At 63.0% G+C, this 22,272-nt stretch carries 21 protein-coding genes; 9 read left to right on the forward strand and 12 right to left on the reverse strand.

The window, feature by feature from the left end; genetic code table 11:
* Positions 1-72 precede the first annotated feature (72 nt).
* Together HWE01_RS08585 and HWE01_RS08590 are read right to left on the reverse strand one after the other, a co-directional pair.
* Positions 73-2,304: an FUSC family membrane protein gene (locus tag HWE01_RS08585; protein WP_008328268.1), complete on the reverse strand. Its 2,232-nt coding sequence runs from the start codon at positions 2,302-2,304 to the stop codon at positions 73-75.
* Between the two features lie 106 nt (positions 2,305-2,410).
* Positions 2,411-2,611, reverse strand: a complete 201-nt coding sequence (locus tag HWE01_RS08590; RefSeq protein WP_175342471.1) for a hypothetical protein — start codon at positions 2,609-2,611, stop codon at positions 2,411-2,413.
* 187 nt (positions 2,612-2,798) lie between these two features.
* Here HWE01_RS08590 and aceA point away from each other — a divergent pair, with 187 nt between their 5' ends.
* Entirely contained in the window at positions 2,799-4,103 is a 1,305-nt protein-coding gene (gene aceA, locus HWE01_RS08595) for an isocitrate lyase (RefSeq protein WP_034333643.1), read from the forward strand.
* A 137-nt stretch (positions 4,104-4,240) separates the two neighbouring features.
* Here the strand turns inward: aceA and HWE01_RS08600 are convergent, their stop codons facing one another.
* The 3 genes from HWE01_RS08600 to modA are packed head-to-tail and all read right to left on the reverse strand — an operon-like array spanning position 4,241 to position 6,413.
* A complete protein-coding gene (locus HWE01_RS08600) occupies positions 4,241-4,909 on the reverse strand; it encodes a sulfate/molybdate ABC transporter ATP-binding protein (RefSeq protein ID WP_241821545.1) in 669 nt (222 codons plus the stop codon).
* 37 nt (positions 4,910-4,946) lie between these two features.
* Positions 4,947-5,621: a molybdate ABC transporter permease subunit gene (gene modB, locus HWE01_RS08605; protein ID WP_008328274.1), complete on the reverse strand. Its 675-nt coding sequence runs from the start codon at positions 5,619-5,621 to the stop codon at positions 4,947-4,949.
* Positions 5,622-5,642: 21 nt separating this feature from the next.
* Positions 5,643-6,413 (reverse strand): molybdate ABC transporter substrate-binding protein, encoded by a 771-nt coding sequence (modA, locus tag HWE01_RS08610; protein ID WP_241821546.1) that lies wholly within the window; start codon positions 6,411-6,413, stop codon positions 5,643-5,645.
* 145 nt (positions 6,414-6,558) lie between these two features.
* Between modA and HWE01_RS08615 the strand changes: the two genes are divergently transcribed.
* From HWE01_RS08615 to HWE01_RS08630, 4 genes are all read left to right on the forward strand, one after another.
* A complete protein-coding gene (locus HWE01_RS08615; RefSeq protein WP_034350251.1) occupies positions 6,559-6,960 on the forward strand; it encodes a winged helix-turn-helix domain-containing protein in 402 nt (133 codons plus the stop codon).
* On the forward strand, positions 6,953-8,689 hold the full coding sequence (locus tag HWE01_RS08620) for a ClcB-like voltage-gated chloride channel protein (RefSeq protein WP_008328280.1): 1,737 nt from the start codon (positions 6,953-6,955) through the stop codon (positions 8,687-8,689). Before HWE01_RS08615 ends, HWE01_RS08620 begins: the two co-directional genes overlap by 8 nt.
* Positions 8,690-8,902: 213 nt before the next feature.
* Positions 8,903-9,790: a 23S rRNA (adenine(2030)-N(6))-methyltransferase RlmJ gene (locus tag HWE01_RS08625; RefSeq protein WP_241821547.1), complete on the forward strand. Its 888-nt coding sequence runs from the start codon at positions 8,903-8,905 to the stop codon at positions 9,788-9,790.
* Positions 9,791-9,938: 148 nt separating this feature from the next.
* Positions 9,939-11,297: an EAL and HDOD domain-containing protein gene (locus HWE01_RS08630; protein WP_034350253.1), complete on the forward strand. Its 1,359-nt coding sequence runs from the start codon at positions 9,939-9,941 to the stop codon at positions 11,295-11,297.
* 92 nt (positions 11,298-11,389) lie between these two features.
* Here HWE01_RS08630 and HWE01_RS08635 read toward each other — a convergent pair whose 3' ends face one another.
* Together HWE01_RS08635 and HWE01_RS08640 are read right to left on the reverse strand one after the other, a co-directional pair.
* Positions 11,390-12,004 carry a hypothetical protein gene (locus tag HWE01_RS08635; RefSeq protein ID WP_008328286.1) on the reverse strand — a complete coding sequence of 205 codons (615 nt, stop codon included), beginning with the start codon at positions 12,002-12,004 and terminating at the stop codon, positions 11,390-11,392.
* Positions 12,005-12,011: 7 nt separating this feature from the next.
* A complete protein-coding gene (locus HWE01_RS08640) occupies positions 12,012-12,899 on the reverse strand; it encodes a methylglyoxal synthase (RefSeq protein WP_008328288.1) in 888 nt (295 codons plus the stop codon).
* Between the two features lie 192 nt (positions 12,900-13,091).
* Between HWE01_RS08640 and greB the strand changes: the two genes are divergently transcribed.
* Together greB and HWE01_RS08650 are read left to right on the forward strand one after the other, a co-directional pair.
* Positions 13,092-13,649 carry a transcription elongation factor GreB gene (gene greB / locus HWE01_RS08645; RefSeq protein ID WP_175342479.1) on the forward strand — a complete coding sequence of 186 codons (558 nt, stop codon included), beginning with the start codon at positions 13,092-13,094 and terminating at the stop codon, positions 13,647-13,649.
* A gap of 91 nt (positions 13,650-13,740) precedes the next feature.
* Positions 13,741-15,081 (forward strand): DUF3422 family protein, encoded by a 1,341-nt coding sequence (locus tag HWE01_RS08650; RefSeq protein ID WP_008328292.1) that lies wholly within the window; start codon positions 13,741-13,743, stop codon positions 15,079-15,081.
* A gap of 72 nt (positions 15,082-15,153) precedes the next feature.
* On the opposite strand, the gene HWE01_RS08655 is transcribed toward HWE01_RS08650, so the two are convergent.
* Entirely contained in the window at positions 15,154-15,762 is a 609-nt protein-coding gene (locus tag HWE01_RS08655; RefSeq protein ID WP_008328294.1) for an FMN-dependent NADH-azoreductase, read from the reverse strand.
* 143 nt (positions 15,763-15,905) lie between these two features.
* Between HWE01_RS08655 and HWE01_RS08660 the strand changes: the two genes are divergently transcribed.
* Positions 15,906-16,877, forward strand: a complete 972-nt coding sequence (locus tag HWE01_RS08660; protein WP_241821548.1) for a LysR family transcriptional regulator — start codon at positions 15,906-15,908, stop codon at positions 16,875-16,877.
* Positions 16,878-16,952: 75 nt separating this feature from the next.
* On the opposite strand, the gene HWE01_RS08665 is transcribed toward HWE01_RS08660, so the two are convergent.
* The 4 genes from HWE01_RS08665 to HWE01_RS08680 all read right to left on the reverse strand — a co-directional run bounded on the left by HWE01_RS08665 (position 16,953) and on the right by HWE01_RS08680 (position 21,145).
* Positions 16,953-19,214 carry a RelA/SpoT family protein gene (locus tag HWE01_RS08665; protein ID WP_241821549.1) on the reverse strand — a complete coding sequence of 754 codons (2,262 nt, stop codon included), beginning with the start codon at positions 19,212-19,214 and terminating at the stop codon, positions 16,953-16,955.
* Positions 19,215-19,249: 35 nt separating this feature from the next.
* Positions 19,250-19,453 carry a DNA-directed RNA polymerase subunit omega gene (gene rpoZ, locus HWE01_RS08670; protein ID WP_008328299.1) on the reverse strand — a complete coding sequence of 68 codons (204 nt, stop codon included), beginning with the start codon at positions 19,451-19,453 and terminating at the stop codon, positions 19,250-19,252.
* Between the two features lie 74 nt (positions 19,454-19,527).
* Positions 19,528-20,166, reverse strand: a complete 639-nt coding sequence (gmk, locus tag HWE01_RS08675; protein WP_008328301.1) for a guanylate kinase — start codon at positions 20,164-20,166, stop codon at positions 19,528-19,530.
* 64 nt (positions 20,167-20,230) lie between these two features.
* Positions 20,231-21,145, reverse strand: a complete 915-nt coding sequence (locus tag HWE01_RS08680; RefSeq protein ID WP_241821550.1) for a YicC/YloC family endoribonuclease — start codon at positions 21,143-21,145, stop codon at positions 20,231-20,233.
* A 347-nt stretch (positions 21,146-21,492) separates the two neighbouring features.
* On the opposite strand from HWE01_RS08680, the gene rph reads away from it, so the two are divergent.
* Positions 21,493-22,221 carry a ribonuclease PH gene (rph, locus tag HWE01_RS08685; protein ID WP_008328305.1) on the forward strand — a complete coding sequence of 243 codons (729 nt, stop codon included), beginning with the start codon at positions 21,493-21,495 and terminating at the stop codon, positions 22,219-22,221.
* Positions 22,222-22,272: the final 51 nt, after the last annotated feature.

The raw sequence follows: 22,272 nt of genomic DNA on the forward strand, positions 1-22,272 counted from the left end.
TTTTTCTTCAGTTTCCCTGGTGCACCCGCAAGCCCGCCACGCGCGGGCTTTTGTTCCTGCCCGCGCAGCCGCTCAGTCCGGCGCCTTGCGCAGTACCTGATCGATGGCCGCAGTCTGGCTGACAATTTCCTTCAGATCCTGATTCAGCAGGCTGGTACGGCGGCGCAGGTTGTCCCAGCCTGACCAGGCGCTGGCTTCGACCGGCACCGGTTCCGGCGCGACCGGCCCGATCAGTTCGATCTTGCCCGACAGGGCCTTGTCCTCGGCGGCTTCGGGCGCCACCACCACGGCACCGCCGCGCTTTCTCGGCTGAGGTGCCAGCAGGCGCTGGGCTTCGGCCAGGTGCTGGCTGGCTTCGAGGTAGGTTTCTTCAATCAGCCGGGTCACTGCGCTGTGCGGCATGTTCTCCTGATGACGCCGCAGCATCAGGCGCAAGGCGGCGATGTGGGCCGCCACCAGGTAGTTCTGCACGATGAAGCGGTTCAGTTCGCGTACGGCGCGCTGTTTGGTCGCCGGTTCGTCCATCATGCGCACCAGGGCCGAGATGAGCGCGGCCAGGCTGTCCATGAAGCCCTTGCGGCAGACCCGGTAGAAGAAGTCATCCTTGACCTTGCCTTCCAGCAGGTCGCGGCTGGCCGTCAGATAGCGCTGGCTGGCCTTGAGCACGTTGCGCAGCAGCTTGGGCAGGTCGCGGTACTCCCAGGCCGGCAGTACGTAGCTGAAGACCGTGGCGATGAGCACCCCGATGATGGTATCGATGAGCCGCTCGCCGATGACGCCCTGATGCCCGGCCGGCACCAGCAGGTTGAGCAGCATCAGGATCTGCACCGAGGCGGCAATGGCGGTGTAACGGTACTTGATGTAGGTGAAAGCGGGCGCGGCCACGCTGGCGGCAAACAGGACCGCCAGCTGGCCCAGCGGATTGTGAACGAAGCGCAGGATCAGCATGGTGATCAGGCAGCCGATGATGGTGCCGATCAGGCGGTCCGACATGCGCTGCTTGGTGGCGCTGAAATTGGGTTTGAGGATGATGACGATGGTCAGTACGATCCAGTAGCCGTGCGACATGTAGGGCAGGTGGTCGGCGATCCACAGGCCCGTGGTCACCGCCAGCGCCACGCGGATGGCAAAGCGGAAGATCGGCGACTGCCAGCGCAGGTTCACCAGCAGCATGTTGAACTTGAATTTCTGCTGGGTCAGGAACGGCGTCATGTCCGAGCCCGGCAGGATGGGCAAGGGATCCACCGGGTTCTGCGTGGCCTGGTGCAACTGGCCGATGAATTCAATGATGTCGCCGATCTTGTTGTAGGTCACCCGCAGCAGGGTCAGGGCTTCCCGGGATGCCTGGCGCGGCCCGGGCTGGGCCAGTTCCTGCATCTCGAACTGCACGGCGCGCAGTTCGGCCTTGTAGTTCACGCTGGGTTCGGAAGCCTTCTTGCGGGTAATCGCATAGGCGATCGATTCGATATCCTGCGCCGCCTTGGTCGCCAGGTCGCGCAGGAAGATCATCACGTCGGACTCGCCGAAGTGCTGGCGCAGCAAGGCATAGTCGGCGTGGGTCGAGAGCACCTGTTCATAGAGCTCCAGCATCGACAGGTGCACCTGCACCAGCAGGCCATCCTGCTTGGTATGCAGGTCGCGCAGAATGAGGTCGCGCGAGGCTTGCTGCTTGTCGGCCACCACGATCTGCTGGCGCACCAGCTGGTTGAACTGGCTGGCCAGGTCATGCCTGACATCGTAGAAGTCGGCCTTGATGCGCAGGTAGCGCGCCAGCTCGAAGAGCGCCTCGGCCAGTACCTGCTGCTTGATGCGGCGGCGCAGGAACCACGACACCGTCATCGAATAGGCCAGGTAACCCAGCCCGCCGCCCAGGAACAGGGCCGCATGCAGGAAGGCATCGGTGATGGGCACCTGGTTTTCCATCGACAGGGTCATCACCATGAGCGCGGCGAACTGCAGCGGCATGGTCTTCTTGCCGTAGACCACCATCATGCTGGCAAAGAAGCTCACCACCACCATCATGGCGCTGACCAGCCAGGGCACCGGCGCGCACAGGCTGATGACCAGCATGACCACGGTACAGAGCAGCACCCCGGCCAGCATTTCGTTGAACTTGTGGCGCAGCGGGCTGGGCAGGTCCATCAGGCTGGTACAGAGTGCACCGAGGAAGACCGTCATCGTGGTCGGCATGTCGGCCACGTTGAACACCAGCAGGGTCAGGCCGACCACCCCGATCGCGATCCGCACACCCGTATAGAAATAATGACTGAAGAGGAAGGTGCGAATGTCCAGGGCGTAGTGCATGTAGACAGGGCGGCGTTGCATCGCCGTTTCTAGAATGAGTCAGGGGCTTATTCTCTGCCTTCTTTTCCAATTAGACAACCCGAGTGCATCGGGTGAAGAAAGACAGTTAAACAAGCGGCAAGATGAACAAAAAAGCTGATTTCGTACCGCCTTGGCGGCCCGGATCGGTAAAAAGCATCATCAATGATCGCGTTGCTATGAACAATACGCGTGCAAGAGGTTTCATATCGGCGTCTTTTTTACGATACGAAATCGCCATTTCGTATTGTGAAAAGCTCGAGTGCGCTGCATCAAAATTCTTTTTCATTCTCCGGATTTTCGTTTCGTATCGCAAAATAGAGTGTTCAAGTCATTGATTTAATTGGTATAAAAATTTTACAGATATCTTATATAAGACATTGTTGCTCCGCGCCGCCAGGCCTACTATGAAGTCATGGAATCAACGATTTCATCCGGTTTCAAGCCACTTCATATTGACCAACAAGGAGATCCACATGAGCACACGTGAACAGCAAATCCAGGCCCTGGAACGCGATTGGGCAGAGAACCCGCGCTGGAAGGGCATCAAGCGCAACTACAGCGCTGCCGACGTGGTCCGCCTGCGCGGCTCGCTGCAGATCGAGCACACCCTGGCCAAGCGCGGTGCCGACAAGCTCTGGAACCTGGTCCACAACGAACCCTTCGTCAACGCCCTGGGCGCGCTGACCGGCAACCAGGCCATGCAGCAGGTGAAGGCCGGTCTGAAGGCGATCTACCTGTCTGGCTGGCAAGTGGCCGGCGACGCCAACCTGGCCGGTGAAATGTATCCCGACCAGTCGCTGTACCCGGCCAACTCGGTGCCGATGGTGGTCAAGCGCATCAACAACACCTTCGCCCGCGCCGACCAGATCCAGTGGTCCGAAGGCCGTGACGACATCGACTTCTTCGCGCCCATCGTGGCCGATGCCGAAGCCGGTTTCGGCGGCGTGTTGAATGCCTTCGAACTGATGAAGTCGATGATCGAAGCCGGTGCCGCCGGCGTGCACTTCGAAGACCAGCTGGCCTCGGTCAAGAAGTGCGGCCACATGGGGGGCAAGGTGCTGGTGCCGACCCGCGAAGCCTGTGAGAAGCTCAACGCTGCCCGTCTGGCCGCTGACGTCATGGGCACCAAGACCTTGGTGATCGCCCGTACCGATGCCGAGGCCGCGGACCTGCTGACTTCCGACGTGGATGCCAATGACAAGCCCTTCCTGTCGGGCGAGCGCACCGTGGAAGGCTTCTTCAAGACCCATCCGGGCATTGATCAGGCGATCTCGCGTGGCCTGGCTTATGCCGAGTATGCGGACATGGTCTGGTGTGAAACCGGCAAGCCCGACCTGGCTTTCGCCAAGACCTTCGCTGAAGCCATCCATGCCAAGTTCCCGGGCAAGCTGCTGGCCTACAACTGCTCGCCGTCCTTCAACTGGAAGAAGAACCTGGACGATGCCACCATCGCCAAGTTCCAGCGCGAGCTGGGCGCCATGGGCTACAAGTTCCAGTTCATCACGCTGGCCGGTTTCCATGCGCTGAACTACTCTATGTTCAATCTGGCCCATGGCTATGCCCGCAACCAGATGTCGGCCTTCGTGGAACTGCAGGAAGCCGAATTCGCTGCCGCCTCCAAGGGCTTTACCGCGGTGAAGCACCAGCGCGAAGTCGGCACCGGCTACTTCGATGCCGTGACCCAGGCCATCCAGCAAGGCCAGTCGTCGACCACGGCGCTGCACGGTTCGACCGAAGATGAACAATTCTTCGATGACAAGGCCAAGAAGGCGGCCTGAAGCGAGACAGTTCCGAGTCCTGAGTGAATGTGTGTGAGGAAAACCGGCCCGCATCCTTGCGCGGGCCGGTGGGGCGATCCCCGAACTTGATGCCGTACTCCACAAGAGTGCGGCTTTTTTTCGTCCCTGTTGGGCGATCAGCCGTGATGCAGGCGACCGTCGCGCAGTTCGAAGACGGTCTGCCCCAGTGCTTGTACATCGGCCGGATCGTGCGTGATCAGCAGCATCGGCACCTGCAGCCGGGTTTGCAGCTCGGCCAGCTCGCTGCGCATGCGCTGGCGCAGCGACAGATCCAGGGCCGAGAAGGGCTCGTCCAGCAGCAGCATGTCGGGTTCGGCCACCAGTGCCCGCGCCAGCGCCACCCGCTGGCGCTGGCCGCCGGAGATCTGGGCCGGGCGGCTGTGGGCGATGGCTTCCAGTTCAAACGCCTGCAGCCACTGGCGCACCTTGGGATGTTGCGCCGGGTGGAGCAGGTTGAAACTGCCGCGCGCCAGGCCGAAGGCGATGTTCTGCGCCACCGTCAGATGCGGGAAGAGGGCGTAATCCTGGAACAGATAGGCGACGTTGCGCTCCTGCACCGGTACATCGATGCCTTGCGCTCTGTCGAAGAGCGAGCGTCCCTGCACTCGGATGTGGCCGCTGTCAGGCCGCATGAGCCCGGCGATGGCCTTGAGCGTGAGGCTCTTGCCCGAGCCCGAGGGACCGTAGAGCACGATACGCTGACTGTCCGAGGCGAGGGTGATATCGAGCGAAAAGACACGGTCGGCGGCGCGCAGTTGCTTCTGGAGGTGGAGGTCGACGCTCACGTGATCGTTCAGGTAACAGGAGAAAAGAGGAAGAATCTTAACGGAGCGGCAGCCGCGCGCGGTCCGGCATCAGGCGCCCGGCCACCATCAACAGCACGATGCAGGTGAGCGAGGTCACCACGACCAGGAAGGTGGCCGTGCCGTCGTCACCGGCCTGCACGGCTTCGTAGATGGCGACCGACAGGGTTTGCGTGCGTCCCGGCAGGTTACCGGCCACCATCAGCGTGGCACCGAACTCGCCCAGCGCGCGCGCGAAGGCCAGCAGTACGCCAGCCGTGATGCCGCGCGCAGCCAGCGGCAGGCTGACGCGGAAAAACACGCCCGCTTCGGACACGCCCAGTACGCGGGCGGCATCCTCCAGTTGGTGATCCACGCTCTCGAAGGCCGCCCGCGCCGCCTTGAGTACCAGCGGAAAGGCCACGACGGTGGAGGCCAGCACCGCCCCCTGCCAGGTGAAGACCAGCTCGATGCCCCATTGCTCCAGCCAGGCGCCCAGCGCGCCACGGCGGCCGAACAGCACCAGCAGGTAATAGCCCAGTACGGTCGGCGGCAGCACCAGCGGCAGGGTCAATACCGAATCGATGAAGTCGCGCAGCGGCGAACGCCAGCGTGAGAGGCCGAAGGCCGCCGCCACGCCCAGCACCAGGTTGAGCAGGGTGGCCAGTCCCGCGACCTTCAGCGAGAGCAGCAGGGGTATCCAGACCGGGTGCATCAGGCGCGCCGCGTCGGGGCTTCAGGGTTTCTGGAAACCGTAGCGCATCAGCACCGCCTGTCCGTTGGCCGACAGCACATGGGCCACGAACTGCGCCGCCAGCGCCTGTTGCCGGCTACCAGAGGTCACGGCGATGGGGTAGGTGGCCGGGGTGGTGGACGGGATGCGCAGGGCGACCTTGACCTTGTCGGGCATGATGGCCGCATCGGTGGCAAAGACGAAGCCGGCATCGACCTCGCCACGCGCCACGTAGTCCAGGCTGGTGCGCACGTTTTCGGCCAGTACACCCTTGGCCTGTACTTGCGTCCACAGTCCGGCCTGCTCCAGCGCTGCCTTGGTGTAGCGGCCGAAGGGGACGGAGGCCGGATTGCCCAGGGCAATGCGCTGGTAGGCCGTGCCGGTCAGGTCGGCCAGCGTGGCCGGTTGCTCCCTGGCGTCGTGCGGGACGATGAGCACGATCTGGTTGGCGGCAAAGGTCTTGCGCGTGGCCGGGTCCACAGCCTTTGCTGCAACGGCCTTGTCCATGGCGGTCTGGTCGGCCGAGGCGAAGACGTCAGCCGGAGCGCCGCGCACGATCTGCTGCATGAGGATGTCGGAGGCGCCGAAGTTGGTAATGACCTTCACGCCGGGATGCTGCTGTTCGAAGCTCTGTGCCAGTTCCTTGAAGGCATTGGTCAGGCTGGCTGCCGCCGACACCACCAGGTCGGTGGCGTGCGCGCTGGTAGTAGCCAGCAGCAGCGTGGCGGCGCAGACGGCGCCCAGGGCGGCCTTGAGGCGGGCGGTTTTCAACATGGTGCAGTCCTTGGTCGTGACAACTGAAGAAAAAGACAAAAAAACGAAGCAAGTCAAGTCGGCGAAATATACGCAAGGATATAACGAACGTCAATTGCGTGCAGCTGCCTCGCCGCTTTGTCTGCCCGCTAGTACAATCACGCGCATGAATGATTCCAAGACCCTAAGAGTGCGCGTGATGCAGGGGCAGACCATTGCCTTCGGCCCGGGGAAGGCCGACCTGCTGCAGGCGATCGCGCAGACCGGTTCGATTTCCGCGGCGGCGCGCAAGATGCAGATGTCCTATCGGCGTGCCTGGCTGCTGGTGGAGGAGATGAACCGCTGTTTTGCCAGTGCGCTGGTGGCCACCGCCACCGGGGGCGCACGCGGGGGCGGGGCGGCGGTGACCGAGCTGGGGCAGGAAGTGCTGGCGCGTTATCGCCGCATGCAGAAGAAAGCGGCGGCCAGCATCGCCGCCGATCTCGCGCATCTGCAGGGGCTCATGCGCGCCCCTGACGACGCCGGCCATGCAGCGCGCGATGAAGAGGGTGACGGTCACGATGCGTGAACTCTGGATCAAGTCCCGGCTGCGCGTCTTGAATGCCTGCCGCGTGTCCGAAAACCATTCCATGCTGCTGTGGGGCGCGCTGGCCGGCTTCGTCGGTGCACTGGCCACGATTGCCTTCCGGGAATGTATTGCGCTGCTGCAGATCTGGCTCACCGGTCACGATGGCAGCTTTGTCGATATCGCCAAGGGCTTGTCCTGGCCGGTGCGCCTGCTGCTGCCGGCCTGTGGCGGGGTCGTCGCCGGCTTGTTCCTGGTCTGGGCCAAGCGCACGCCGGCCGGCAATGGCGGCGACTACATGGAAGCGGTGGCCATCGGTGATGGCGCCATCCCCGTGCGCAATACGCTCTTGCGCAGCATTTCCTCGCTGGCCTCGATTGCCTCTGGGGGCTCCATCGGTCGCGAAGGTCCCATGGTGCAACTGTCGGCACTGTGTGCATCGCTGATGGGCAAGTTTTCGCATTTTCCTTCATCTCGCCTGCGCCTGCTGGTGGCCTGCGGGGCCGCAGCGGGCATTACCTCGGCCTATAACGCGCCCATCGCGGGCGCTTTCTTCATTACGGAGATTGTGCTCGGTTCGCTGGTGATGGAAAGCTTCGGCCCTGTCGTGGTGGCCTCGGTGGTGGCCAACATCACCATGCGCGAACTGCCCGGCTACCGCGCCAGCTACCAGATGCCGTATTTCCCCGAGATCGGCGGCTGGGAAGTGCTGCTGTTTCTGGTACTGGGCGTGCTGGCCGGGATTCTGGCGCCGCAGTTCCTGCGCGTGCTCGAACTGGGCAAGCAGGGCTTCGCCAGGTTCAGGCTGCCGCTGCCGGTGCGACTGGGCGTGGGTGGCTTGCTGGTGGGACTGATCTCCGTTGAGGTGCCGGAGGTCTGGGGCAATGGCTACAGCCTGGTCAATTCGCTGCTGCATACCACCTGGCTATGGCAGGCAGTGCTGGTGGTGCTGGTGGTCAAGGTGCTGGCCACGGCCATCACGGTCGGATCGGGGGCGGTCGGCGGTATCTTTACGCCCACGCTCTTCGTCGGTGCGGCGGTGGGCTACCTGTTCGGCGATGCCGCGCAGGCCTTGCTGCCCTTCCACATGTCGCAGCCCTTCGCCTATGCCATGGTGGGCATGGGAGCCTTCCTGGCGGCGGCGTCCTATGCGCCGCTGATGGCCATCCTGATGATCTTCGAGATGACCCTGAGCTATCAGGTCGTGCTGCCGCTCATGCTGTCCTGCGTGGTGGCCTATGTGGTGGCGCGCAGCGTCGATGGTCGCTCGATGTACGAGATCACCCTCAAGCGCCACCATGACAACGAGGAGCGACTGCGCCTGCGCGGCACCCAGATGAGCGAGCTGATCCGGCCGGCGGAGACGGTACTGCCCGAGACGGCCAGTCTGCAAGAGCTCAGCGCGCTGTTCCTGAAGTATCCGGTCAAGTATGTCTATATCGTCGATGCGCAAGAGCGCTACCAGGGTGTGGTGGCCTTGCAGGACATCACCTCCTGGCTGCTGGACAAGAAGGAAGCGACAGGCCGCGTGGCGCGCGATTTCCTGCGGCCGCATTTCCTGCATGAGGTCACGCCCGACATGTCCCTGGGCGAAGCGCTGCAGTTGTTCCTCGATCACCAGGGCGAGCGCCTGCCGGTGATCGCCAGCGCCGACGATCCGCGCCTGCTGGGCGTGGTCTTCAAGACCTCGCTGCTGGATGCCTATTTCCGCCTTGATCGCGCCGGCAACTGAGGATGTCGGCGCGCATCCGCAGCGACCCGCACCGGTGCAGGGCAGAGCGCTGCGGCAGGCGTTGTTTGTAACAATGACAGAGTAGTCCGACAACTGCTCACTTATCCTTGATAAAATGCGAAACGTTTCCGCCTCATCGGTGGTCTTGGCGCAAACTGCATTCGCATCCGTGCGTCATCCGATTTCAACCCCCATCCTAGAAGTGAATTTTCCATGCTGAGTTATCGCCACGCTTTTCACGCCGGCAACCATGCCGATGTCCTGAAGCATATGGTGATCATCCAGTTGATGCGCTATCTCGGGCAGAAAGACACTGCCTACATGGTCATCGACACCCATGCCGGCGCGGGCGTCTACGCGCTCGATGGAGATTACGCCAGCAAGAACGCCGAATATGAAACTGGCATCGCCAAGCTGTGGGACCGCAAGGACCTGCCGGCGGTGGTGAAGGAATATGTCGATCTGGTCAGGTCGCTCAATCCCAGCGGCAAGATGCGTTACTACCCCGGTTCGCCCTACTGCGCCGAGAAGACCATGCGCGAGCAGGATCGCCTGCGCCTGTTCGAAATGCACCCCAGCGAAGTGAAGGTGCTGGAAGACAACTTCCGCAAGCTCGAAGCCCACGCCGCCGCCCAGGGCCAGCGTCCGTCCGCGCGCGGCAAGCGGGTGATGGTGAATCGGGGAGACGGTTTCCAGGGGCTCAAGGCGCTGTTGCCGCCTCCGTCGCGGCGTGGCCTGGTACTCATCGACCCGCCCTATGAAGACAAGCGTGACTACACCCATGTGGCCCAGGTACTGGCCGATGCGCTCACCCGCTTCCCCACCGGCACCTACGCGGTGTGGTACCCGGTCCTGCAACGCAATGAATCACGTCAGTTGCCCGAGCGTCTCAAGCGCCTGGGCGCCAAAAGCTGGCTCAATGTCACCCTGGCCATCCATGGCCCGGCGCCGGATGGCTTCGGCCTGCACAACAGCGGCATGTTCATCCTCAACCCGCCCTGGACCCTGGAGGCGCAGTTGAAGGAAGTCATGCCCTACCTGATCGAGGTGCTGGGCGTGGACGACAGCGCAGAGTATCTGCTCGAATCGGGCGAAAACTGAGCCATGCAGGTCTGGTGTGTGAATATTCGTGATTTTTTTACCGGGAGTGGCGGCAATGTCGCTGAAACCATGCCAAATCGGCATACAATAAGCGGATTGCTGCACGTCAAGATAGATCGCAACACCAGGGGCCCGTAGAAGAACAACCATGTCAGACCAGTCCGCCGACCCAACCGCATCGCCCCTTCCCGCACACCAGGCCTTGGATTTCTTCCTGGCGCGCCAGCCCATCCTGAGCCGTGAGCAAGACCTGATCGGCTACGAACTGCTGTTTCGCAGTGCCGCCTTCGGTCCGGCCAATGTGAAGGATGACGTCACGGCCACCGCAGCCGTGATTGCCCATGCGTCCGAGCTGGGGCTGTCCAACGTGATCGGCAATCTGCACGGCTTCATCAATGTCGATGCAGCTGTGCTGATGAGCGACTTCATCTATTTCCTGCCGGCCGACAAGGTGGTGCTGGAGATCCTGGAGACAGTACGCGTGACGCCCGAGCTGGTGATGCGGGTGCGTGAACTGGTGGCGGCCGGTTACGTCTTTGCGCTGGACGACGTGGTGGCCGAATCGCAGGAGATCGAAGAGCTGCTGCCGCTGGTGAAGATCATCAAGATCGATGTCATGGAGGTCGATCCCAGCAAGCTGCTCAAGCTGTCGGTGCACTTCAAGCGGGCGCAGAAGGAACTGCTGGCCGAGAAGGTCGAGAGCCTGCAAGTGTTCAATGACTGCATGACCTTCGGTTTCGACTACTTCCAGGGATATTACTTCGCCAAGCCGATGATCCTCCAGGGCAAGAAGCTGGAAGCCTCGAAGATGATCATCATGCACCTCTTGACCCTCCTGGTGCGCAATGTCGACAACGCCGAGATCGTGCGTTACATCAAGCGCGACGTGGCCTTGTCACTCACGCTGCTACGGCTGGTCAACACGCCCGTCTACGGTTTCCAGAAGTTCATCGATTCGCTGGGACAGGCGCTCATCGTACTGGGTCGCCGCCAGCTCAAGCGCTGGCTGCAGATCCTGCTGTTTGCCAATACCGACAAGGATCGCTCCCATGCCATGTCGCCGCTGATGATCCTGGCGGCCACGCGCGGCAAGATGCTGGAACTGATCACCGCCAGGATTCGCCCGGGTCGTCGCAAGATGTCGGAGATGGCCTTCACGGTCGGCATCATGTCGCTGGTCGATGCACTCTTCGGCATGAGCATGGAAACCGTGCTGCGCCAGATTACCGTCAGCACCGAGATCCGCGAAGCGCTGCTGCGGCGCACCGGCTTCTATGGCACCGTGCTGCGCCTGGTGGAGTGCACCGAGCTGCGCGCCCCCGACCAGGCCGAGATGCAGCGCCTGCTGGAAGAGCTGCAACTGTCGGCGGACGATTTCTTTGCCGCCGAAAAACAGGCCTTTGAGTGGGGCAACAGTATCGCCAACAACAATATCGGCCAGCATGCCACCATGCAGATGTCGCCCCCGCCAGAAGGCTACATCGATGACGATGATGACGATGACTGAGCCCGCCGCTCCCCAGGGCGAACCCGTATCGCCATGAAAATCCGGGCTGCATTTTTGCAGCCCGCTTCATATCTGCGATCAGAAATCTGAATCTATTTGCTACGCATGCGGGCCACCAGCCGGCGCAGCAGCCGCAACAGCCGGGCTGACGGCGCTGTAGGCGCGGTGGTCATGCGGGCCGCCAGTGTGTGTCTGAGGGTGGCGATGGAGCTCTTCACCGCCCGCAGCAGGCGCTGCACCCGCTGCCACAGCGCCGTGGCTTGCAATTGCGCCGTGAGCCTGGCTTTGAGCGCGAGCAGTCGGTCGTGATAGCGCTGGAACCATGCCAGTGACAGCAGGCTGCGCTTTGTCAGTGCATAGATGCGCGCCACCAGGGCGGTGCCCAGCACCTTGGCGGCCAGCACGATGATCAGGCCCAGGGTTGGGTGGCCGTGCGTGATCGACAGCAGTGCCAGGATCTTCACCGGCAGCAGCAGCAAGGTCGGCGCCAGGAAGACCGCCAGTGCCGCATAGGGTGAGCGCCGTTCCACCCAGCGCTGCAGGCGGACCAGCCAGGGCCAGTCGGGGATACGCGCCAGTACGGCCTCGGTAGCCTCCCATAGCCATTCTTCCAGCATCAGCAGCAGGGCCGCCGTGTAGATCAAGGGGGCCAGCAGGCGTCGGCGCCAGCGGGAGGGCCGACGCGGCGGCGCAGTGGCGTCAGTCATCCGGCAATCAGACGGCGCGCGCCTTGATGAGCGAGAGCCAGCGGTCCCCCCATTTCACGTCGCTCATGCAGGAGGCGTAGCCGGTGACGGTGCGGGCGGCGCGTTCCAGCAGTTGGATATCGGCTTCGTGCTGGCGGGCTACGTGCGGGTCTTCGAGGAACAGCACGCGGCGGCACTGACGTTCGAGGATCAGTTCGGCGATCTGGGCATCGCCCCCAAGGGGCCCGGAGAGGAAGGGCTTGACCCAGTGGCGGCCCGCTTCGCCCTTCTTCTTCATGGCCAGCTGGTTGAGCAGGCCGCCGGTGGTGCCGGTGGCGCAGCGGAAGGCGAACTGGTCGAGCACCTCGAAGTGCTTTTCGGCCAGTTCCAACATGCGCGTCTTCATGGCGTCGTGGGCGATGAGGGCAATCCCTTCGTCTTGCAGATGGAAACGATCATCCAGGAAACTGTCCGGTGCCGCACCGTTGGCCAGGGCTTCCAGCTCGAACCATTCCTGGGCGCCCGCCAGGGTCGAGAGGAAGGGCTTGCCGTGGATCACGCACTGGCGCTTCAGGGCCACCGCTTCCGGGAAGGTGGAGGAGGGATCGACCGGGTCGATCAGGTAGATCACGGCATCGAGGGTGCGCTCCGGATCGGGATCGACGGTGCGCGAGACCAGCTTCATCAGGCCGCCATGACGACCATAGGGAAAGCGTACCAGGTGTTCGTAGCCGGGCAGCAGATTCATCTGGCCGATGGCATCGAGCGTACGGCCGACCACGATCAGTTCAGGTTGCAGGCTTTCGATGCGATGGCGCGAGCCGGTCAGCAACTGGACCAGGGCGGAATCGGAAGCGTCCTGATGGGCGCGGTTGGCAATGAGACCGATGCGATAGCGGGGAGCGATGGAAGACATGGGCGCAAGCAGGCGAGTTGGAGGACCTGGCATGGAGAGCATGCGCAGGCGCGAGTGCAGATTATCGCCGAGTGCGCCGCAAAGGGCGAGCCTGACACAGTGCCACGCGCATTAATGGACGCAACTGTACCGTTGCACGCCCCCGCATGCGGCTACAATAAGCGCAAACCTGCATACCAACTCCACTCCAGCATGAACAAGGCTTTTGTAAAAGAATCCGACGGTGCCGACGACGATGACGAGATCGCCTTGCCGGCCATTCCGCCCGGCAGCAAGAATTACATGACCCCGCAGGGGCATCAGCGCATCAAGGATGAACTGCTGCACCTGATCGATGAAGAGCGGCCGGAAGTGGTACGTGTGGTGTCCTGGGCTGCCTCCAATGGCGACCGTTCCGAAAACGGCGACTACCTCTACGGCAAGAAGCGGCTGCGCGAGATCGACCGTCGCATCCGCTTTCTCACCAAGCGGCTGGACAATGCCGAGGTGGTCGATCCTTCGGTGCATCACGGCAGCGACCAGATCTTCTTCGGTGCCACCGTGACCTACGAAAATCAGCGCGGCGAAGAGCACACCGTGACCATCGTCGGCATCGATGAACTCGATCCCCTGAAGGGGCGCATCAGCTGGATCTCGCCGGTGGCGCGGGCACTGACCAAGGCGCGCGAGGGCGACGAGGTGGTCTTGCAGACCCCGTCCGGCGTGGAGCAACTGAGCATCCTGGAAGTATCCTACCCGGCGCCGCAGTAGCGTCGGTGCCCGCTGCATGGGGCAGGCCGCTGCCGTCGGCGATGCTCCCGGCGCCGGGGACACCCCATTTCAATCCTCCACGAGAACCTTCATGTCCATCGTCTTTGCCAGCCTGAATCACCCGCAGCGCGTCGTCCTGGCCGCCGAGGTGCATTCGCGCCCCTTTCTGCAGCTCACGCGCTCGGAAACCCTCACGCACCTGGCCGTCTACGTGCGCGAGGACGGTAACAGCGGCCGTCACGCCAGTGCCCAGCATGCCCTGCTGGACGAGCTGTGCGCGCATTTCGGCGTGGTGGCGCCGGGTGGCGAGGCCAAGCACTTCTATCACGATTTCGGGCGGTTTCGCCTGAAGTGGGAATGTCACACCGAGTTCGCCACCTATACCTTCGCCCAGGCCCATGAAGAAGACCTGGGCACCGATGAGGCCTTCGCCCGCGCGCCGCTGGCGCATATTCCGCAGCATTGGTTGCTGGGGCTCAAGGGAAAGCTGATGGTGGCCGCCCACGTGGTGGTCGAGCCGGGCGCCGATGATACCGCTGCGACCGCGCGCCAGATGCAGCGCATCTTCGAGGGCAAGCTGATGAGTTCCAGCAAGGTCTTGCAGGGTGGCGAGATATGGACCGATTTCCAGATCCAGTCGGATGGTTTCTCGCGTTTCGTGGTGCGTGACATCGGCCTGCGTGAACTGCAGGGGGGACGTCTGGCACAACGCATCCTGGAGATCGAGACCTACCGCATGATGGCGCTCCTGGGCTTGCCGCATGCCCAGCAGTCCGGTCCCTTGCTCAACGAGATCGAAGGTGATCTGGCCGCCCTGACGGCCGCCATGGTGCAGTCCGAGCAATCCACCAGCGGCACGCCCGAGGAGATGGCCGAAGATGAGCGCATCCTGCGCAGGATCACCGGGCTGGCTGCGCGGATCGAAAAGCTGTCGCTGGAAAACAGCTATCGCTTCTCGGCCTCGCAGGCCTATTTCCGTCTGGTGCAGGCGCGTATCGAGGAATTGCGCGAGCAGCGCATCGAAGGGGTGCCCACCATCGGCGAATTCATGGAGCGTCGCCTCGCCCCGGCCATGAACACCTGCCAGGCCATCGCCCGTCGCCAGGAAGCACTGGCCGAGCGCATCGCCCATACCAACGACCTGCTGCGTACCCGCATTGGCATCGTGCAGGAGCGCCAGAACCGCCAGATCCTCGAATCCATGAATGCCCGGGCCGCCCAGCAACTGAAGCTGCAGCAGGCGGTGGAGGGCCTGTCGGTGGCGGCAATCTCGTATTACGTGATCGGCCTGCTGGGTTATGCCGGCAAGGCGGCCAAGGCGGCGGGGCTGCCCATCAATCCCGACCTGGCCACGGGCCTGGTGGTGCCGGTGGTGGCGGCCTGCGTCTGGCTGGGCTTGCGGCGCATGCACAAGGACCTGGGCAACCATTGAAGACGCTCCAAAGCCAACGGGGCGCACCGCGTTGGCGGCGCGCCCCGTTGCAGGGAATTGTTCAGGCGAGGATCAGACCGCAGCGTTGATCTTGGCTTGCGCATCGGCCACGGCGGCCTTGGCGGCTTCTTCACCCATGGATACGCCTTCTGCGACCACCAGTTCCACATCGGTGATGCCGATGAATCCCAGCGCGCCCTTGAGGTACTTGCCCTGGAAGTCCAGCGCTTCCATCGGGCCTTCGGAATACTTGCCGCCGCGCGAGAGGATGATGACGGCCTTCTTGCCGGTGGCCAGGCCGACCGGGCCGGTCTCGGTGTACTTGAAGGTACGGCCGGCGCGGAAGACGTGATCGATCCAGGCCTTCAGGGTCGACGGCGGGGCGAAGTTGTACATCGGTACGCCGATGACGATGGTGTCGGCGGCCAGCAACTCGTCTACCAGGGCGTCGGACTGCTTGATCACTTCTGCCTGCTCGGCGCTGCGAGCGTCAGCCGGGGTGAAATAGGCACCCAGCAGCGATTCGCTCAGGTGCGGCAGGGCATTGGCCGCCAGGTCACGGTGCACCACCTTGCCGCCGGGGTTCTTGGCTTGCCATTGCTGGGCGAAGGAAGCGGTCAGTTGACGGGAGATGGAACCGCCGCTGCGAGCGCTGGAGTCGATGTGCAGGAGAGTGCTCATGGTATGTCCTTTCGTTGTTCGGTGGGCAACGCCTCCAATGAGGGCGTTTGCATTGGGGTCAACGATACCCAGTTTTCATTTCTTCCAATAGATGCGAGAATCGCATTTCACTGATCCATTTTTGGTGGGAATCGACTATCGCCATGCTAGACCTCAACGACATCTGGCTGTTCGTCCATGTGGTGCGCGCCGGCAGCTTTGCAGCGGCCGGGCGCAAGCTGTCCATGCCGCCCAATACCATCAGTCGCCGCTTGCAGGCGCTGGAGGCGGCCATGGGCGTGCGGCTGCTGCAACGTTCCACGCGCCAGCTCAACATGACCGCGGCGGGACGCGAATTCTTCGCGCGCTGCGCGCCGGGTCTGGAAGACATCGAACACGCCAGCGTCAGCCTGACCGAAAGCCAGGGCGAGCCCTCCGGCAGCCTGCGGGTGGCGGCGCCGGTGGATTTCTTCGACAATTTTTCCATCGAGTGGATGCACGAGTTCATGTATCTGTATCCCAAGGTGCAGTTGGAGTTCGTGCTCAACGATGGTCGTGCCGATCTGATTGCCGAGGGTATCGACCTGGCCTTTCGCGGCGGTGTCCTGCCTGATTCCAGCCTGGTGGCGAGGAAGCTGGTGCAAAGTCACATGGCCCTGATTGCCAGCCCGCGTTATCTGGAATGCAGGGGCACGCCGCAGACCCTGGCCGATCTGGTCGGACATGCCTGCCTGGCGACCTCGCAGGCCCCGCAGCATACGGTGTGGAAGCTGGAAGGGCCGCACGGTCCGGAAAGCGTGCGGGTGGTGCCGCGCCTGTGCATCAATACGGCACAGGGGCAATTGCGGGCCGCGCGCTCCGGCCTGGGGATTGCGCTGCTGCCGACCATGCTGGCCTCCGAAGATCTGCGCAGCGGCAGCCTGGTCAACATCCTGCCGGATTACCAGCGCGACACCATGGGCTTTTATGCGGTGTACGTGCACCGGCGCCAGTTGCCCAGCGCGGTGAGCGCACTCATCGAATTCTTCGCCGACAAGCTCGAGCGCGGCATCGCCGACAAAGGTGCGCAGGCTTGCCAGAAAATTCTGGAAGACGAGGGCAAGGGCATTTCGGTGCCAGTCAAGGCGGTGGCCTGAACGACCGCCTGGCCCGGCTCAATGACAAACGCCCGCAGTCAGCGGGCGTTTGTCATGGCGGGCAGGCAAGACGGCTCAGCCGCGTTCGCGCAGGATACGCGCCACGCTGTCAATCTTGCGGATGCCGCGCATGAGGCGCGCCAGATGGACGCGATCCTCAACCTGGATGGTGAAGCGCAGATACTTCATCGAGGCATTGCCCCCTTCGTCATCCATGGCCACCGACACGATGTTGGCGTCCGATTCGCCGATTTCGGCGGCAATGCGCGCCAGCGTACCGCGCTCGTTGTGGATCAGGATGGTGATGCGGCAATCGAAGCGACGGTTCAGGTCGTGGCCCCAGACCAGATCGATCCAGCGGTCGGGTTCCTTCTCGTGCAGGCGCTTGGCGGTGTCGCATTCCTGGGTATGTACGATCAGGGTCTGGTCCGGCTTGAGGTAGCCGGTCAGGCGATCACCCGGGATCGGCATGCAGCAGGAGGACAGTTGCGCCGAGGCTCCCTCGCTGCCGGTGATGACCACCGGATCGGGCTTGTTGGGCAGCATGTGACCTTCCGGATCGAGCTGCGGCACGCTCGCGCCGGTATCCATCATGGTCATGATGTGGCGCGCCACCAGCGGCGCCATGCGGGTGCCGATGCCGATCTCGGCATACAGGTCATCCATGGTCTTGGCGCTGGATTCGTTGAGCAGACGCTCGACGATATGGGAAGGAAGTTCAGGTTCAATGCCCAGCGTATGAAGAGCGTTGCCCAACAAGCGGCGTCCGACGGCTTGTGACTCGACGCGATTGGCCGTGCGCAGGCGGTGGCGGATGGCCGAACGCGCCTTGCCGGTGCGTACATAGCCCAGCCAGTTGGGGCTGGGGCGCGAGGTCGGCGAGGTGATGATCTCGACGATGTCGCCGTTGTGCAGCTCCGAGCGCAGCGCGGCCGGTTCGTGGTTGATGATGGCCGAGGTGGTCTGGTCGCCGATGTCGGTGTGGATGCTGTAGGCGAAATCGAGCGCCGTGGCGCCACGGGGCAGGGCGATGATCTTCGATTTGGGCGTGAAGACGTAGACCGAATCGGGGAACAGGTCGACCTTGACATGCTCCAGGAACTCGGCCGAATCGCCGGTCTGCTTCTGGATGTCCAAGAGCGACTGCAGCCAGGCATGGGTGCGCTGCTGCAGGTCGGTGAGGCTGCCCTCGTCGTCCTTGTAGAGCCAGTGGGCGGCCACGCCGGACTCGGCCACGCGGTGCATGTCGGTGGTGCGGATCTGGAACTCGACCGGTGTGCCGTAGGGGCCGATCAGGGTGGTGTGCAGCGACTGGTAGCCATTGAGCTTGGGAATGGCGATGTAGTCCTTGAACTTGCCCGGCATGGGCTTGAACAGCGAGTGCAGGGTACCCAGCGCCACGTAGCAGTTGGCGAAGCTGTCCACCACCACGCGGAAACCGTAGACGTCCAGCACCTGCGAGAAGCTCAGGTGCTTGTTGCGCATCTTGCGGTAGATGCCGTAGAGGGTCTTTTCACGGCCATCGACCTGGGCCGGGATGCCGGCGGCGATCAGGGTGCTGGTGACCGATTCCATGATCTTGGTCACCACTTCGCGGCGGTTGCCGCGCGCGGCCTTGACTGCCTTGGACAGGGTGCGATGGCGCAGCGGATACAGGTGCGAGAAGGACAGCTCCTGCAACTCGCGATAGATGTTGTTCAGGCCCAGGCGGTGCGCGATGGGCACGTAGACTTCCATGGTCTCGCGCGAGATACGGCGCTTCTTCTCGGGCGGCATGGAGCCCAGCGTGCGCATGTTGTGCAGGCGGTCGGCCAGCTTGACCAGGATCACCCGTACGTCGCGCGCCATGGCCAGGAGCATCTTGCGGAAGTTCTCCGCCTGCGCTTCGACCTGGCTCTGGAATTCGATCTTGTCCAGCTTGGACAGGCCATCCACCAGCGAAGCGACCGAGGCGCCGAAGCGTTCGATCAGCTCTTCCTTCTTGACGCCCTGGTCTTCCATGACGTCGTGCAGGAAGGCCGCCATCATGGCCTGGGCGTCCAGCTTCCATTCGGCGCAGATCTCGGCCACCGCCAGCGGATGCGAGATATAGGGCTCGCCGGACTTGCGCATCTGGCCCAGGTGCATCTCGTCGGCGAAGCGATAGGCTTCCTTGACCTTCTTCAGTTCGGAAGGGGTCAGGTACTCTTCAAGCTTGGGGATCAGATGCGCAAAAGTCGCCACGCCGCTGTGGGCGGTCGGGGCGACTTCAGGGAGAGATGCGGTGCGGCCGGAACCGGCGGCACGTTTGGAGCTAGCAGCGGCTGATAAGGTGGAGTCGGTAGTGGTGAGGCTCATACTGGTCCGTTATCAGCTTCATGGACGGAGCAGGATCAGGCCGGAACCTTCTTGAGCATCTCGATGCCGACCTTGCCGGCGGCGATTTCGCGCAGGGCGGTCACGGTCGGCTTGTCCTTGGCTTCCACCTTGGGGGTGTGGCCTTGCAGCAGCTGGCGGGCGCGGTAGGTGGCCGACAGGGTCAACTGGAAACGGTTGGGGATCTGCTTGAGGCAATCTTCGATGGTAATGCGGGCCATGTGATACTCCTGAATGACGGTCTTGCTTGTGGATTGATGGGTCCGGCGCCGGTGGCTGGTTCGCCTCGTGCCGCTCAGCTCGCGTGGATGCCCAGCTGGGTGAAGAGGTAGGCATTGCGGGCGGCTTGCTGCGGGAAGCGGCAGCGGGCGGCCTGGACAATTGCCGTCAGTTCGGACAAAGCGACGGCAAATTCTTGATTGATAATAACATATTCGAACTCCGGCGAGTGAGCGATTTCGCCGCCCGCGGCCAGGATGCGGCGCGTGATGACGTGGGGTTCATCCTGGCCGCGCTTCTTGAGGCGCTCTTCCAGTGCCGCAATGGAAGGCGGCAGGATGAAGATGCCGATCGCATTGGAAAACTGTTTCTTGACCTGCTGCGCACCCTGCCAGTCGATTTCCAGCAGCACATCGGTACCGTTGGCGATCTGGTCGGCAATCATCAGGCGCGAAGTGCCATAGTAATTGCCGTGCACCTCGGCCCATTCGAGGAATTCGCCTTCTGCTTGACGCTTCAGGAAATCTTCGGCATCAGTGAAATAATATTCACGACCATGTTCCTCGCCCGGGCGCGGCGGGCGGGTGGTGTAGGAGATCGACAGCTTGATGGCCGGTTCCTGCTTGAGCAGGGCGTTGACCAGGGTGGATTTGCCGGCGCCGGATGGGGCGACCACCATGAAGAGGCTACCGGAAGTGGGTTTTTGGACGGGCATGGGGTCCTCGCTGAAAATGTCTTTTAACTGATCAAGGTCGGGGCGGAATGGGGCCGTGGCAGCGTCATTCCAGATTCTGCACCTGCTCGCGCATCTGGTCGATGAGCAGCTTCAGTTCCATGGAGGCATCGGCCAGCTCCTTGACGGCGGCCTTGGAGCCGACGGTATTGGCCTCGCGGTTCAGTTCCTGCATCATGAAGTCCAGTCGTTTGCCGACCTGGCCGCCCTTGTTGAGGATGTGGCGGGTTTCGGCCAGGTGGGCCGACAGACGCGCCAGCTCTTCGGCGATGTCGATGCGGATGCCGTAGAGGGTAACTTCCTGGCGGATGCGTTCCAGCGACTCTTCACGGGTGGCCACCGGGGCGGCGCCGTTCTGGGTCTGCAGGGCCAGACCCAGGGCTTCGGTCATGCGTTCGGTAGCCTTCTGCTGGAATTGCTCTACCAGCTGCGGCACCAGCGGGGTGATGCGGGCCACGATGGCTTCCATCGCATCCACCCGCGCCAGTATCACGGCTTGCAGGGCAGCACCTTCACGGGCGCGCGATTCGACGAAGGCGTCCAGCGTCTGCTGCATGGTGGACAGGATGTCGGCTTGCAGGGCGTCCTGGCTGATTTCGGCCTCTTCCATCACGCCGGGCCAGCGCAGCAGCTCATTGATCGACAGCGGCGCGGCATCGGGGAACTGGGCGCGCAGCTGGTCTTGCAGGCTGGCCAGCTGGCCTATCAAGGTGTGGTTCAGGGCCTGGCTGTTGCCACTGGCGACCTTGCGGCCGAAAGACAGACGGCATTCCACCTTGCCACGCACCAGGCGGCCCATGATGGCTTCGCGCAGCATGGGTTCGACTGCGCGCAGGTCATCGTTGATGCGGAATTGCAGGTCGAGGAAGCGCGAATTGACGCTCTTCATTTCCAGGGTGACCGTGCCGGCAGTGGTTTCACGGGTGGTGACGGCATAGCCGGTCATGCTGTAGATGGTCAAGGTCGGGACTCCATAAAGCGGGCGGACGGCGCAGCCAGGGCGCGCCGGCGGATCGTGTTGCGGGTGGGGTGGGCGAGGGGCAGGGACTATGTTCGATGACCGATGCCGCGACGGCAGGCATCGTGTTCCTTTACAATGCCGGACTTGAATGTTCCGGCGCTGCTTGCGGCCTGCCCGGGTGCCACCCGGTCGGAGCCCGCATTTTAATGAAGTTTGGCGGCGCCGCGCTATCAAAAACATCAATCGGCCGGTTTTTGGCGGCGATTGGCCCCCGACAAGCCGCATTGTGCGCCCGTGGGCCGGCCCGCCCCCGGACCAGCCACGCTCAGACCAAGACAAGGAACACCATGACCACTTCCCACCGCCCCAGCGGCCGCAGCGTTTCGCAATTGCGCGACGTGCGCCTGACCCGCCAGTACACCAAGCACGCCGAAGGCTCGGTGCTGGTGGAGTTCGGTGATACGCGCGTGCTGTGCACCGCCTCCATCGAGGAAAAGGTCCCCGGCTTCCTCAAGGGCAAGGGACAAGGCTGGCTGACCGCCGAGTACGGCATGCTGCCGCGCTCCACCCATACCCGCATGGACCGCGAAGCCGCCAAGGGCAAGCAGTCCGGTCGCACCCAGGAAATCCAGCGCCTGATCGGCCGCGCCCTGCGCGCCGCCTTCGACCTGGAAGCTTTTGGCGAGCGCACCCTGCAACTGGACTGTGACGTGCTGCAAGCCGATGGCGGTACCCGCACCGCCGCCATCACCGGTGCCATGGTGGCCGCCTATGACGCTTTCAACGTGCTCAAGTCGCGCGGCCTGATCGAGACCATTCCGGTCAAGCAATTCGTGGCGGCGATCTCGGTGGGCGTCTACCAGGGCGTGCCGGTGCTGGATCTGGACTACCTGGAAGACTCGGATTGTGATACCGACATGAACGTGGTCATGACCGATGGCGGCCACTTCGTCGAAGTGCAGGGCACCGCCGAAGGTGCGGCGTTCGATCGCGCCACCTTGAACAGCCTGCTGGACCTGGCCCAGCAGGGCATCACCACGCTCAACGGCTTGCAGAAGCAGGCCCTGGGCCTGTAAGCCTCGGCCACGTCCCGGCGCAAATCGCCGTACAATGCGGTTGAGAAGCGA

Source organism: Herbaspirillum sp. C7C8, assembly GCF_022627875.1.
Taxonomy (GTDB): Bacteria; Pseudomonadota; Gammaproteobacteria; order Burkholderiales; family Burkholderiaceae_D; genus Herbaspirillum.

Bases quoted from the DNA above. Each gene is read 5' to 3' on its own strand.
- HWE01_RS08620 (WP_008328280.1), top strand. From the start codon at position 6,953: ATGCGTGAACTCTGGATCAAGTCCCGGCTGCGCGTCTTGAATGCCTGC.
- HWE01_RS08665 (WP_241821549.1), bottom strand. From the start codon at position 19,214: ATGAGCCTCACCACTACCGACTCCACCTTATCAGCCGCTGCTAGCTCC.
- modB (WP_008328274.1), bottom strand. From the start codon at position 5,621: ATGCACCCGGTCTGGATACCCCTGCTGCTCTCGCTGAAGGTCGCGGGA.
- aceA (WP_034333643.1), top strand. From the start codon at position 2,799: ATGAGCACACGTGAACAGCAAATCCAGGCCCTGGAACGCGATTGGGCA.
- HWE01_RS08650 (WP_008328292.1), top strand. From the start codon at position 13,741: ATGTCCATCGTCTTTGCCAGCCTGAATCACCCGCAGCGCGTCGTCCTG.
- HWE01_RS08585 (WP_008328268.1), bottom strand. From the start codon at position 2,304: ATGCACTACGCCCTGGACATTCGCACCTTCCTCTTCAGTCATTATTTC.
- gmk (WP_008328301.1), bottom strand. From the start codon at position 20,166: ATGCCCGTCCAAAAACCCACTTCCGGTAGCCTCTTCATGGTGGTCGCC.
- HWE01_RS08635 (WP_008328286.1), bottom strand. From the start codon at position 12,004: ATGACTGACGCCACTGCGCCGCCGCGTCGGCCCTCCCGCTGGCGCCGA.
- HWE01_RS08655 (WP_008328294.1), bottom strand. From the start codon at position 15,762: ATGAGCACTCTCCTGCACATCGACTCCAGCGCTCGCAGCGGCGGTTCC.
- greB (WP_175342479.1), top strand. From the start codon at position 13,092: ATGAACAAGGCTTTTGTAAAAGAATCCGACGGTGCCGACGACGATGAC.
- HWE01_RS08660 (WP_241821548.1), top strand. From the start codon at position 15,906: ATGCTAGACCTCAACGACATCTGGCTGTTCGTCCATGTGGTGCGCGCC.
- HWE01_RS08640 (WP_008328288.1), bottom strand. From the start codon at position 12,899: ATGTCTTCCATCGCTCCCCGCTATCGCATCGGTCTCATTGCCAACCGC.
- HWE01_RS08630 (WP_034350253.1), top strand. From the start codon at position 9,939: ATGTCAGACCAGTCCGCCGACCCAACCGCATCGCCCCTTCCCGCACAC.
- HWE01_RS08615 (WP_034350251.1), top strand. From the start codon at position 6,559: ATGAATGATTCCAAGACCCTAAGAGTGCGCGTGATGCAGGGGCAGACC.
- HWE01_RS08625 (WP_241821547.1), top strand. From the start codon at position 8,903: ATGCTGAGTTATCGCCACGCTTTTCACGCCGGCAACCATGCCGATGTC.
- rph (WP_008328305.1), top strand. From the start codon at position 21,493: ATGACCACTTCCCACCGCCCCAGCGGCCGCAGCGTTTCGCAATTGCGC.
- rpoZ (WP_008328299.1), bottom strand. From the start codon at position 19,453: ATGGCCCGCATTACCATCGAAGATTGCCTCAAGCAGATCCCCAACCGT.
- HWE01_RS08590 (WP_175342471.1), bottom strand. From the start codon at position 2,611: ATGAAAAAGAATTTTGATGCAGCGCACTCGAGCTTTTCACAATACGAA.
- modA (WP_241821546.1), bottom strand. From the start codon at position 6,413: ATGTTGAAAACCGCCCGCCTCAAGGCCGCCCTGGGCGCCGTCTGCGCC.